At 37.5% G+C, this 11,867-nt stretch carries 13 protein-coding genes; 8 read left to right on the top strand and 5 right to left on the bottom strand.

Annotated features, from left to right (window positions below; all coding sequences use genetic code 11):
• The first annotated feature begins 801 nt into the window (after nt 1–801).
• From rsmI to AYT27_RS06255, 5 genes are all read left to right on the top strand, one after another.
• Nucleotides 802–1,689 (top strand): 16S rRNA (cytidine(1402)-2'-O)-methyltransferase, encoded by an 888-nt coding sequence (gene rsmI / locus AYT27_RS06275; protein WP_011181067.1) that lies wholly within the window; start codon nt 802–804, stop codon nt 1,687–1,689.
• A 4-nt stretch (nt 1,690–1,693) separates the two neighbouring features.
• A complete protein-coding gene (locus tag AYT27_RS06270; RefSeq protein WP_011181066.1) occupies nt 1,694–2,074 on the top strand; it encodes a YraN family protein in 381 nt (126 codons plus the stop codon).
• A gap of 102 nt (nt 2,075–2,176) precedes the next feature.
• On the top strand, nt 2,177–2,422 hold the full coding sequence (locus AYT27_RS06265; protein ID WP_011181065.1) for a hypothetical protein: 246 nt from the start codon (nt 2,177–2,179) through the stop codon (nt 2,420–2,422).
• Between the two features lie 54 nt (nt 2,423–2,476).
• A complete protein-coding gene (locus tag AYT27_RS06260; protein ID WP_011181064.1) occupies nt 2,477–3,268 on the top strand; it encodes a pyrroline-5-carboxylate reductase in 792 nt (263 codons plus the stop codon).
• Between the two features lie 783 nt (nt 3,269–4,051).
• The gene (locus AYT27_RS06255; RefSeq protein ID WP_049784554.1) at nt 4,052–4,441 is read left to right on the top strand and encodes a hypothetical protein; all 390 of its coding nucleotides are present in this window, start codon (nt 4,052–4,054) and stop codon (nt 4,439–4,441) included.
• Nucleotides 4,442–4,665: 224 nt separating this feature from the next.
• Here AYT27_RS06255 and AYT27_RS06250 read toward each other — a convergent pair whose 3' ends face one another.
• From AYT27_RS06250 to AYT27_RS06240, 3 genes are read right to left on the bottom strand one after another with little or no spacing between them, the layout of a single operon-like run.
• Entirely contained in the window at nt 4,666–6,324 is a 1,659-nt protein-coding gene (locus tag AYT27_RS06250) for an electron transfer flavoprotein-ubiquinone oxidoreductase (RefSeq protein ID WP_011181062.1), read from the bottom strand.
• Between the two features lie 3 nt (nt 6,325–6,327).
• A complete protein-coding gene (locus tag AYT27_RS06245) occupies nt 6,328–7,248 on the bottom strand; it encodes an electron transfer flavoprotein subunit alpha/FixB family protein (protein WP_011181061.1) in 921 nt (306 codons plus the stop codon).
• 51 nt (nt 7,249–7,299) lie between these two features.
• The gene (locus AYT27_RS06240) at nt 7,300–8,046 is read right to left on the bottom strand and encodes an electron transfer flavoprotein subunit beta/FixA family protein (protein WP_011181060.1); all 747 of its coding nucleotides are present in this window, start codon (nt 8,044–8,046) and stop codon (nt 7,300–7,302) included.
• A 601-nt stretch (nt 8,047–8,647) separates the two neighbouring features.
• Here AYT27_RS06240 and AYT27_RS06235 point away from each other — a divergent pair.
• The 3 genes from AYT27_RS06235 (at nt 8,648) to AYT27_RS06225 (ending at nt 11,367) form a co-directional block, all read left to right on the top strand.
• Nucleotides 8,648–9,463, top strand: a complete 816-nt coding sequence (locus AYT27_RS06235; protein WP_034448001.1) for a hypothetical protein — start codon at nt 8,648–8,650, stop codon at nt 9,461–9,463.
• A 171-nt stretch (nt 9,464–9,634) separates the two neighbouring features.
• Nucleotides 9,635–10,555, top strand: coding sequence for a sulfite exporter TauE/SafE family protein (locus tag AYT27_RS06230; protein WP_011181058.1), 921 nt, complete (start codon nt 9,635–9,637; stop codon nt 10,553–10,555).
• A 2-nt stretch (nt 10,556–10,557) separates the two neighbouring features.
• Nucleotides 10,558–11,367, top strand: coding sequence for a TIGR02186 family protein (locus AYT27_RS06225; RefSeq protein ID WP_011181057.1), 810 nt, complete (start codon nt 10,558–10,560; stop codon nt 11,365–11,367).
• Nucleotides 11,368–11,389: 22 nt separating this feature from the next.
• Here the strand turns inward: AYT27_RS06225 and AYT27_RS06220 are convergent, their stop codons facing one another.
• Together AYT27_RS06220 and AYT27_RS09570 are read right to left on the bottom strand one after the other, a co-directional pair.
• Complete coding sequence (locus AYT27_RS06220; protein ID WP_011181056.1) at nt 11,390–11,671, bottom strand: DUF6460 domain-containing protein; 282 nt, start codon at nt 11,669–11,671, stop codon at nt 11,390–11,392.
• 71 nt (nt 11,672–11,742) lie between these two features.
• Nucleotides 11,743–11,865, bottom strand: a complete 123-nt coding sequence (locus AYT27_RS09570) for a hypothetical protein (protein WP_263283912.1) — start codon at nt 11,863–11,865, stop codon at nt 11,743–11,745.
• Nucleotides 11,866–11,867: the final 2 nt, after the last annotated feature.

Raw genomic sequence — 11,867 nt, 5'->3', positions numbered from 1 at the left:
ACTTAAAGGGGGGTAAATCATATAAATTATATAGATAATGCAGTGAAATGGAGAATAAAGAGAATTAGTATTTATGTCAAAGAAAACTATAATGAGAACAGTTTAGACTAAATTGTCTAAATCGTAAAATATTTTTCCAAATAGAGAGTTTTAAAGCGGTCAATTAAAGAAAAGAACAATATATTTTAGATGTTTATAAAATAAAAAACACCTTATTTAGGTATCAATAAAATGTTTTTCCTCTATGAAATATTACTGGATATTCATCAGAGCTTTACGAAGGTTTTTGAGAATCTTGCAAAATTTAAGAATTTTAAGAGTGCGTTTATACTTTTTAACAATGATGCAAGCAGTTGTTCGTGTTGCTAAAAGGAACGATTCATCTTTATTGGGGGTAATATTTTTTACATCAATGAATAAGGTAGGTTTGAAAAAAGTCGGTTATAGGCATGTGCTGTAAAACTTAGTCTTAAAAGAGTCGAATAAGCGTAAGAAATAGAAATGGGAAAAATTGTTGCTTTGCCTTTTAGAGAAGAGGTTTTGTGAAAAGTTATGGGGGTTGATATGGCGTTGATTACATCAAAAATTTATTCTACTGGACGCAATAATGATCATCAAAATGGGTTATAATGCCAAAAAAGGCATTGGATTTTGAGGAAAGTCATCTTATTGGAGTGCATGCTTCGAGCTGTTGATATTTTGGGGGCGGTAAAGAAGATTTTGGTGGATATAGCTTAATTAGGTGCAAAGCTTATAGCCACGAGTTGAGGGAGAGAGGTTAAGTGGATATGAAAGAAAAACATGCGTGAAAGAGCATATTTTATAGGTGCTCATGCTTATTCTGCACCTATTATAGAACCAGCGCTTTATCTTGTTGCAACGCCTATAGGAAATCTTGCAGATATCACTCTTCGTGCTTTACAAGTGCTTGCAGGAGTTGATATTCTAGCGTGTGAGGATACGCGGGTAACGCGTGTTTTGTTGGAACGCTACGGTATTCAGAAAAAAACCTTTCTTTATCATGAATATAATGCACAAAAAGCAGGACCCAAGTTATTAACAGCTTTGGAAGAAAATAAAGCTATAGCGCTTGTATCCGATGCGGGAACACCGCTTATTTCTGATCCTGGATTTCGACTGGTAGAAGAAGCACGCAAAGCTGGTCACAAAATCGTTCCAATTCCTGGCGCATCAGCTCTTTTAGCAGCTCTTGTTGCGACGGGGCTTCCGACTGATAGTTTTTTCTTTGCTGGTTTTTTGAGTGCGCGTAAGGCACAACGCCAAAAGCGATTGGAACAATTAAAAACCATCCCTGCGACTTTGGTGTTTTATGAATCACCCCATCGTCTTGTCGAGACTTTACAGGATATGGTTGCTCTTTTTTCGGCTGATCGTCCTGCTGCAATCTGCCGTGAATTAACAAAAAAGTTTGAAACAGTCGATGTTTCCAATTTAGGTAATTTGTCGGAGAGTTACGGGAAACAAGCCCATATTCGTGGGGAAATTGTTGTGCTTGTTGGACAAAAACTTTCCTCTTTGAATGTGATGAGTGATCACGAAATTGATGAAATGTTATTAGAATTGGCGCGTACTTATTCTGCTGCTAAGGCGGCTTCTTTGGCGTCAAAGAAAACGGGCTTAAAAAAGCAAGAACTTTTTCAGCGGTTAAATTTTTTAAAAGATGCATAAAACAATGGGAAAGACTACGCAAAAAGGACATAGACAAAAGTCTTTCTATCGAGGCGTTCGTGCAGAAAAATGGGCAGCTTGGTGGTTGCGTTGCAAAGGGTTTCATATTGCTGAAATTCGTTTTAAAACGAAATGCGGTGAAATTGATTTAATTGCGCGGCGTGGAAATCTTGTTTTAATCGTTGAGGTAAAAGCGCGTTCAACACTAGCTGAAGCGATGGCTGCTGTTTCTCGGGTGAATGAGAGGCGCATTGAGGCCGCGGCCGATATTTGGTTGGCACGGCAAAAAGATCGTGCTCTTTTATGTGTACGCTTCGATTTGATCGCCATTTTACCGTGGCGTTGGCCGCAGCATATTCCAGCATTTTTTATGTCTAATAAATAAGAGTTTCTCTATCGTTTTAACCATGGTAGATGGAAAATATCTTGTTTATACACATGCGTTAGAAAAAGTGCCTAATAATTTGAGCGCTATGAGGAGTGAAAGATGGATGATTATGAAAAGTTTGCAACGGGTTTGTTGATTGTTTTTGGGGCGCTGATTATTGGTGGTTTAATGGCAATGCATATCGTGCTTATGAATAAACCAGGTTTTTTATTTGCATTAGCGGCTGCGATTGTTGGTTGGTTTTCCGCTTTTGCGGTGCTCTTTGATAAACCTAAAGTTTATTTGACATTGATTATTCTTGCCATGCTTTGTGTTGCATCTTCAATTAGTATCTATGTAAGTTAAAATGGCAAAGCGTTGGTTGGGTGTCCTTGGAAATTTTGAGAGCGAGGAGTAAAAATGACAATTGGCTTTTTAGGAACAGGTAAAATCAGTGCTTCAATGGTTGATGGTTTAATGAGAAGCGTTTTTGATGTTCCTTCCATTATCCTCTCACCACGCAATGCAAAAAGAGCAGAGCATCTTTCACGCAATTATGATAAGGTTATCATTGCTGAGAATAATCAAGCGTTGTTAGATGTCTGTGATTGTGTTTTTCTTTGTCTTCCCAACCAAATTGCAGAAGAGGTCTTGCGTTCTCTTCGTTTTCGTCCAGAGCAGCTTGTTGTTTCCGTGCTTGCCATGGCAAAAGCAGCAGAAGTTGAAGAGTGGATCAACCATAAGGTTTATCGTGCTGTTCCACTTCCTTTTGTGGCAGAATGTAAAAATTTGACGCCAATTTATCCTGATCATCCATTTTTACGAAGTTTATTTGATGCCTTGGGTGGGACATTGGTGTTGGATGCGGAGGAGCAGTTTAATCTTTTCATGACGGCTGGTTCACTTATGGGCGTTTATTTTAATTTTATAGAAACAGCCCATAAATGGTTTATAACACAAGGGTTAAAGAAGCAGCAATCAGCAGATTTTCTTGCTATGATGTTTGGAAACCTGACTGATGAAATGCGTAAGATTATGGATCAGGATTGTTCTACATCTCTTGATTTTGCACTGCTTGAGAAAGAATTTTCAACGAAGGGGGGAACAAATGAGCTTTTGTCACACTGTTTTTCTCACCAAGGGGGAAGAAGTGCTTTAACTACAGCTCTTGAGACTACTTTGCAAAAAATAAACGCTCCATTTACATATTAAAATGTTGGATAAAGATTTGCTTTCTGATCTCAGGAAAGCGATATTGCTGCGTTTGTTTCAACCTTACGTGAATACAAGATCTATAAAATTGTCTGCTCTATATATTTTCAGAGTAAGCAGATTGATATTCAGAATTTTTCTACAGTAATAAGTCATTTAGAAAGATCATTCATTGTTTGCTGCTTGCGTAAAACGCTTAATACAGTAAGATTTTCTTATTTCAATTTCTCTTATCATGAATCAAAAAGACGTTTGCTTGTACGTTTACAAGAGGGATAAATGTATGGATAAAATTGTTTAAAGATGCAAAATATGCTTTTTATGGACTGACTGTATGCAAGAGAAGGACCAACATTTTGAATTGGTAATCATATATTTTATCACATTCAAGCACTAAGAGATTTTAGTGATGTTACAACTGGTCGATCTTAGAGAGTTTTATTGAAAAGGAAAACAAATTTTCTCATGAAGTTTGTGTTTCTGAAAATGCCAAGGTCTATGATAACACTGCTATAAGGTGGTGAGGTTTTTAGCAAATCATGTATGTATGTCCATGCCAATGTTTATGATTATGCGTTGATTTTAAATTATGTACGTATCTAGATAATGCTGTTATTGACGATAAAGTTTGGTAAGACTGAGATTTAAAAAATAAACCTTATTGGAAAAAATATCCTTGTGAAAGTCTCACAAACGCTCCAGGTGATGCGGAGCGTTTCTTTCTAAAATTTTCTATTAAAACTTTACCAAATTATATTGCAACTTTATTTATGGCTAAAAAATATGAAATCGAATAAATTAAAGATGCCACAATATATTAACACCCTTTATTGTATTAAAATCTTAAAAGATTTTGCTGATGTTAAGGCGCGTGGCCTTAGGGGCTTTATTGAAAAGGAAAGTAACCTCTCTCATGAGGGTGACTGTCGGGTTCATGAGTACGGCCGAGTGTTTGGTTTTGTCCGGGTTTATGAAAATGCAAAAATATGCGGCAATATTAGGATTTGTGTTCAAGTTTATGGTCATGCTGAAATTTTTGGCAAAGTTTTCATCTCTAAACATTTGAAATTTTATGACAATGCTAAGGTCTATTATGATACCAGGATTTTAGGCTTTGTTTGTGTTTATAGGCATGTAAAATTTATGATCATGCTAAGATTTCTAGCTCTGTAAAGGTTTGAGAGAGACTATGAGGATGCAAAACAAGCAAATACACTGAGATAAGATATGTGGACATAAATCGTGAAGCTTAGAAGGGCGATAAGAGGGTAAATTTTGGTCATAAAGAGAATAAATGATAGATGCAGGGGGATTTTTTGTATATCATCATATCCATGAAAAAACGCGTATATTAAAGATATTGAGTGGGATTCTCATTTGAGAGAGAGGAACAATATTTACATATTGAGATAAAGTGGTCCCTCATTGCCTTGTGGACAGGTCCAATTAATATTTTGATTGGGATCTTTGATGTCACAGGTTTTGCAATGTATGCAGTTTGAAGCGTTGATCATATAAGTTTTGTGATCCTTATACTCTGACCATTCGTAAACAGCAGCAGGGCAATAGCGGGTGGAAGGACCTCCATAGATTGCATATTCAGAATTTTTTTGTTTTTCTAATGAGGCTATTTTTAAATGGCAAGGTTGGTTTTCTTCATGGTGTGTATGAGAAAGCGCAACACTGGAAAGGCGGTCAAAAGTTACCATACCATCTGGTTTTGGGTAAGCAATGGGTTGAAAATTTTCCGCTGGCTCAAGACATGCGTAATCTGCTTTTCCATGTGAGAGTGTCTTAAATAAGGAAAATCCAAATAATTGTTGCCACCACATATCAAAGCCGGCGAGCTTAATCCCGTATTTTGTGCCGTACTTTGCCCAGAGAGGTTTGACATTTCGTGCTTTATAAAGATCCTTGCCAATAGGACCTTTGCGCCAGTCTTCTTCGATTTCTTTGACTTCATCATGGGCGCGACCTTGCGCAAGAGCTGCTACAATTTTATCGGCTGCCAATATGCCAGATAAGATGGCATTGTGTGATCCTTTGATCCGAGGGACATTGACCAAACCAGCCGAACAGCCAATAAGTGCTCCGCCAGGAAAGGTCAGTTTTGGAACAGATTGCCAACCACCTTCGCTGATAACACGTGCACCATAGGAAAGGCGTTTTGCTCCTTTGAAGATTTCATAGAGTTTGGGATGTGTTTTAAAACGTTGAAACTCTTCAAAGGGAGAAAGGTAAGGATTTTTATAATCTAAATGTACAACAAAACCAACAGAGATCAGATTGTTTTCTTGGTGATAAAGAAAACCACCACCACTAGTATTATTATCTAAGGGCCAACCGGCAAAATGTTGAACTAAACCAAGCTTATGTTTTTTGGGATCAACTTCCCAAAGCTCTTTGAGACCGAGACCAAACTTTTGTGGTTCACGGTTTTTGCTAAGATCAAATTTTTGTATCAGTTGTTTTGCGATGGAGCCACACGCTCCTTCCGCAATCAGCGTATATTTTGCTAATAACGCCATACCAGGCGTATAATTTTTTCCAGGAGTTCCATCTTTGTTTAAGCCTACATCACCTGTGAGGACTCCAATGATGGCTCCGTTATCGTTTTCTATGGTTTCCGATATGGAAAAACCAGGATAGATTTCAACACCGAGCGCTTCGGCTTTTTTGCTTAGCCAGCGACAGACACTCCCGAGCGAAACGATATAGCATCCGTTATTTGATAAGATTTTTGGATTAAAAACATTGGGAAATAATGTAGCATGTTTGGGCTTTAGAAAAAAAAACTGATCACTGGTGACCGGTGTCTTGAAAGGATGATTCTGTTCCTTTCTCCATTCTGGCAAGAGTGTATCAATACCGATAGGATCAACAACTGCACCAGAGAGAATATGTGCACCAACTTCAGTGCCTTTTTCAACGATTGTGACAGAAAGTTCTGGATTAATTTGTTTCAGACGAATTGCAGCGGAAAGTCCTGCAGGGCCGGCTCCCACAATTACTATGTCAAATTCCATGCTTTCGCGTTGATGCATAGGTGCATTCATGGTTTATAAAGCTTTCTCTAATTCAGGAAGAATTTGGTGAAGATCGCCTACAAGGGCGTAGTCAGCAATTTGCATGATAGGAGCTTCCGCATCTTTATTAATAGCTACAATAACCTGTGCATCCCTTATGCCGGCTAAATGTTGGATTGCACCGGAAATGCCAACTGCGATATAAAGCTTAGGGGAAACAACTTTGCCTGTTTGTCCAATTTGCCAATCATTGGGAGCATAACCTGCATCAACTGCTGCACGGCTGGCACCCAAAGCAGCTTCTAATTTGTTTGCAAGTGGTAGAAGGAGTGCCATAAACTGCTCTTGTGAACCAAGACCACGTCCGCCTGATATGATAATACGTGCTGAAGTAAGATCAGGGCGATTGCTTTTATTGGTTTGTGCTTTTACGAAAGAAGAAAGGTTTGGATTAAGAGCTGGTGTTATTGTTTTAATGGGAGCAGCATTGTTTTGGGAAGATGCTGGGGTGAAAGAAGCAGTGCGGACTGTTATAACTTTTTTATTATCATTGCTACGTATAGTTTCAATGGCATTTCCTGCATAAATTGGTCTTTTGAAGGTATCGGATGCAACAACGGCGATAATCTCTGAAATTTGCATAACATCAAGAAGAGCTGCTACGCGCGGCATGACATTTTTTCCGATGCAGTTAGAGGCGGCTATGAATACATCATAATCATTCGCTTGTTTGATGATCGTGTCCGCTACAGGTTCAGCTAATTGATGTGTTAAATAATCAGCTTCAGCGACAAGAACTTGCCGCACACCAGTGAGTTTTGCACTGTTCTCGGCGATTTCTTGAACATTTGTTCCACAAACTAAAATATCGATATCGTTGCTGATTGCGTGAGCAGCGTTTAGCGTTTTTGCCGTTTCTTCTGTATTATGTTCGGCCAATAAAAGAATTGCCATACGTTTTACCCTTTTATGCAGTGTTGCATTTGATCCATTGATTATCGAATATTAAATGCAATTTGTTTGTTTTAGCGCACTGACCAGCTCTGCTACATTTGCTACTTTAACACCGCATTGACGAGGTTTTGGTTCTTCTACGCTTAAGACCGTTAAACGTTTCCGTGTTTCTAAGCCAAGATCAGAGAGAGCTTTTTGTTCAATGGGTTTTCTTTTTGCCTTCATAATATTAGGCAGAGAAGTATAACGCGGCTCATTTAATCGTAAATCAGCCGTCATGACGATGGGGAGGGGTAAGGAAAGGGTTTGGGTTCCATCATCGACTTCGCGGACGACTATAGCATGTCCATTTTCTATGTCTAAGTTTGAGGCAAAAGTTGCTTGCCCCCAACCAAGAAGGGCGGCTAACATTTGACCGGTTTGATTGCTCTCGTCATCAATGGCTTGCTTGCCTAAAAAGACCATATCTGGTTTTTCTTCCTGGACAATGACCTTGAGAATTTTAGCAATTGCTAAAGGTTCGAGTGTTTCTTGTGTTGTTACAAGGAGTGCGCGATCGGCACCCATTGCAAGTCCTGTTCGTAGGGTTTCTTGTGCTGCTTCTGGTCCAATTGAAACAAGAACAACTTCTGAAATTTTGCCGGATTCTTTTTGGCGGACTGCTTCTTCTACGGCAATTTCGTCAAAAGGGTTCATAGACATTTTTACATGGGATAGATCAACGCCTGTGCTATCCGGTTTGACGCGTATTTTGATATTATAATCAACAACACGTTTGACAGCGACAATTATTTTCATGATGATCCTCTTTGTTTTTATGATCACAAGTTTATAGTAAGAGCAACAAGAAGCCAAATCGTTTAAAACTGAACTTCACTTATAATTGGTTTTTTCATGCTATAAACTTTCTCTGTTTTCTTGTACTCTTTTTTCATTATTCCCAATCTCCATTTTGCATTTTCTTGCGTTGTAATCATTGCCTTTTTTCCTTGAATAAAGAGTAAAAAAACAATGTGCATTTATTTTCAATGAATGTGTTTATCATAGTTTGTAAAATAATTTTGTGAAAAGAACCTGAAAGAAAAGGAGTATAAAATGATTAAATGTTATACAAATAGAAAAATGAGAATATCCTTTTTTAGTTGCATATACTTAGTTTATAATGAGGCAAGAGGTCTTTAATGTCATGTAAAAAGAGAGAAAAAAGTAAAAATGGGGCATGATTTTTCAATTCAAATTTTGAGAACAGGAAAATTAAATATCACTCTTTCAAATTATTTTTGAAAGTTTTTAAAGCTCTATTTACTAAAATAGAACATACTTTTCACTCATTTGTACGATTCTTTGCAAAAAATTAATGCGGCTTAGCATTTGTTGAAGACAATGAGGGGTAATTTTTGTGAATAAGAAGAGCCATATTACAAAGCAGGTGAGGGATGATAAACTTTCTTCTTTTGTTGTGGAGCAAAAGGAGAAGGCGTACACACCTGCTGAAGTAACAATGTCCGACATCGCTAAGAAATTACGTTCTGTTCATACACAAATGCAGATGAAGCATTCGCCTCATAATGTGATATCGCGCAGTTTCATGGAAGAAAGTTTTAAATCTTACTTGGATGATATTAGTCGGGCAATTTTAGCGGAGCATTATATACGCCGCCAAAAAGAAAAAAAGCTTTTTGAGTCTTTAGAGAAGATTATAATGCTTGTTCAGAGCTTGCAGAACCAAAAGAAAAGCATAGAAAAAACAATGGGAACAAGGCTTATAGACCGTTCAAAATCGCTTGTTTCTGTTGTGCAGAAGCTTGCTGATATAGAAGGTGAAGGGAAGCAAGAATGCTCGCTGCTCCAAGAGATATCAAATTGTTCAAAACAAAACAGCATAACTGCAAGCCAAACAAATTTTGAAAATGCGTTGCAACACGAAAATAAAAGCTCTTTACAAAATGATGCTCTAAAGCCTTTTTCAAAAAAAACTGGAGAGCTCGCAACACATTCTACAATAAAAAAAAGGTATTCTGATGTTAAAGAATCTGGTCATTGCATTGAGTATGATCGCTCGCTTTCCTTAAATATGAAACCTCAGAGAACTTTCTTTTTTTTGTATTCTTCTCTTAAAAAAATTTTTCGGTGTTTTTTAATCATTGCATTTATGGCAACGATAGCGTTATGTTTTTATAGCTTTTTAAGAGGAGCTCGTTTTTTTGATTTTTGATGTTAGATACAGTGATATGAGACGTGTTACACATTCGTGATTTTATAAAGGTATGTGGGGTATCTAAAATTATCCTTTTAAATACGTGACAATAACTGTTGTAGAAGAGGCTTATTGGAGAGGAGCTCTCGAATTATCTAAAAAATTCAAATTATCTTGAAGGTTCTGTAAGTGAGTATTTATTTACCAATTGCTGAAATGTCTCTCAACATGCTAATCTTGATTGGCATGGGGGTCGTTGCTGGTTTTTTTTCAGGTCTTTTTGGCATTGGTGGTGGTTTTCTCATTACGCCTTTATTGATTTTCTATAATATTCCTCCTGCTATTGCTGTTGGAACAGGGGCTAATCAGATGATTGCTTCCTCTGTGACAGGAGCGATTACACATTTTAGAAGACGCACTCTTGATATCAAACTTGGTATTCTTTTAGCGATTGGGGGGGGGGTTGGCTCTTTAGTCGGGATTCAGATTTTTTCTGTTCTGAAAAAATTGGGACAATTAGACTTAATGATTTCATTTCTCTATGTGCTTCTTCTTGGAAGTGTGGGAAGTTTGATGATTATTGAGAGTTGGCGCGATATGCTGCGTCAACGTAAAGCTCAAAAAGTCAATACTCGTCTTATTGGTCGGCATAATTGGATCCATCGGTTGCCGTTAAAAATGCGTTTTCGGACATCAATGATCTATATCAGCATTATTCCAGTTTTAGGGATTGGTCTCATTGTTGGATTGTTGTCTTCTGTTATGGGAATCGGTGGCGGATTCTTCATGATACCAGCATTGATTTACCTTTTGCGCGTTCCAACTAGTGTGGTGATTGGGACTTCACTTTTCCAGATTACATTTGTATCTTCTTTTACTACAGTTTTGCAAAGTGTGACTAATCAGTCAGTGGATATTGTTTTGGCTTTTTTACTGATGCTTGGGGGAAGTATTGGTGCGCAATATGGAACACGGGCTGGAAGAAAATTAAAGGCTGAACAATTACGCTTGGCGCTCGCATGTTTGGTGTTGATTGTATGTATGCGTCTTGCTTTCCAGTTATTTATACGCCCTGATAATCTTTTCTCTCTGGATATTGTGATGAGATAAAAATGGGTAGATTATTTTCTTTATGCATCATTGCAAGCTGCTTTTGTGTCGTCTCTTTTTCTACGTGGTCACATGTTGGCGCAAAAGCTGCATTCATTGAGCAAGTTGATCACGAAACTATCCAAATTATCGTAACAACGAATAAAATTACGGTTGATGCACATTTTGATGGTCGTGATCTTTATATTGCTGGTGTTTTGGAAAATATCGATCCTTTATATTCTCGACAGAACCGTTATGATATTGTTGTGAGCTTGGAGGGACAAACTCGGCCAATGGTTATGCGGGAAAAGAAACGTAATGCTGGTGTTTGGATTAATGCAGACTCCTTGATTTTTAAAAATGTTCCTCTCTTTTATTCTATGGTCACAACGCGTGAGATTGATGATATTACAAATAGTGAAGGTTATAAACGCTTAGGGTTGGGATTATCTTATTTGTTGCTGCAAACGGATGAACAAGATCAAAAAAAAGTGCAAATCTTTCGTGATGAACTTATAAGGTTACAAAAAGCTAAAAATCTTTATCATGAGGAGATAGGCGGCGTTCGTTTTGGCTCTGGTGCACTTTTTACAGCACATTTTCGTTTGCCGGCAAATACGCCTGTTGGACATTATCGGGTTCGTGCTTATCTTTTTCGCGATGGGCAGTTTATTGATAGTACAACCACAACTCTTGAAATCGTTAAAGCCCATATTGCTTATACAATTTTTCATGCAGCGCACAAATATAGCTTTTTCTATGGTATTATTGCAGTGATTGTGGCTGTTAGTACAGGCTTGTTATGCCGTTTTGTTTTTCGAAAAGATTAGTGAGAGAAAAACTCTATAGTTTTTATTTTTTGCGGAAAATACGTAGAAAAAGAAAAGTAGGGACAACAACGATTGCTCCCATTACAACCATATGGAAGAAGTTGGAAAAAGTTGTAAATCCTGTTGCCCATAAAAATTTAAAAAATTCTATTATCTTTTGCACAAGACCAAGAGGTGTCCAACCAAGAAGTTTTAACACGATACCAACAAGGAGTGAAAGAAGGAGTAATTTTAGAAATACATATCCTAATGTTCCTCCAAGAAATGAATGAAAAGAATTGGACAACTTTTCCCTTTTTTTCATTATAATATACTTTCGAATATATTACATTTTAGCAGTATAATTGTTATAAAGGAAGCAAGAAGGAAAGCTTTCTATTTATTTTCCTTTTTCTTTACTTTCCTTTCAAGTTTACCGCCTTGCAATACTGGTGTAACATCTGTGCTGGTTTCTGAAACGCGTTCGTGTTCTGTTGGCATTTTACGTAATATTTTCATAG

Source organism: Bartonella henselae str. Houston-1 (assembly GCF_000046705.1).
GTDB classification, from domain to species: Bacteria; Pseudomonadota; Alphaproteobacteria; order Rhizobiales; family Rhizobiaceae; genus Bartonella; species Bartonella henselae.
The sequence above is the reverse complement of the archived record's forward strand: the minus strand, read 5'-3'. Positions and strand labels throughout refer to the sequence as shown.

What these genes read in the sequence shown, in the direction of transcription:
- AYT27_RS06270 (WP_011181066.1), top strand. Translation starts at nt 1,694, where the DNA reads ATGGGAAAGACTACGCAAAAAGGACATAGACAAAAGTCTTTCTATCGA.
- AYT27_RS06250 (WP_011181062.1), bottom strand. Translation starts at nt 6,324, where the DNA reads ATGAATGCACCTATGCATCAACGCGAAAGCATGGAATTTGACATAGTA.
- AYT27_RS06220 (WP_011181056.1), bottom strand. Translation starts at nt 11,671, where the DNA reads ATGAAAAAAAGGGAAAAGTTGTCCAATTCTTTTCATTCATTTCTTGGA.
- rsmI (WP_011181067.1), top strand. Translation starts at nt 802, where the DNA reads ATGCGTGAAAGAGCATATTTTATAGGTGCTCATGCTTATTCTGCACCT.
- AYT27_RS06225 (WP_011181057.1), top strand. Translation starts at nt 10,558, where the DNA reads ATGGGTAGATTATTTTCTTTATGCATCATTGCAAGCTGCTTTTGTGTC.
- AYT27_RS06265 (WP_011181065.1), top strand. Translation starts at nt 2,177, where the DNA reads ATGGATGATTATGAAAAGTTTGCAACGGGTTTGTTGATTGTTTTTGGG.
- AYT27_RS06240 (WP_011181060.1), bottom strand. Translation starts at nt 8,046, where the DNA reads ATGAAAATAATTGTCGCTGTCAAACGTGTTGTTGATTATAATATCAAA.
- AYT27_RS06245 (WP_011181061.1), bottom strand. Translation starts at nt 7,248, where the DNA reads ATGGCAATTCTTTTATTGGCCGAACATAATACAGAAGAAACGGCAAAA.
- AYT27_RS06255 (WP_049784554.1), top strand. Translation starts at nt 4,052, where the DNA reads ATGAAATCGAATAAATTAAAGATGCCACAATATATTAACACCCTTTAT.
- AYT27_RS09570 (WP_263283912.1), bottom strand. Translation starts at nt 11,865, where the DNA reads ATGAAAATATTACGTAAAATGCCAACAGAACACGAACGCGTTTCAGAA.
- AYT27_RS06260 (WP_011181064.1), top strand. Translation starts at nt 2,477, where the DNA reads ATGACAATTGGCTTTTTAGGAACAGGTAAAATCAGTGCTTCAATGGTT.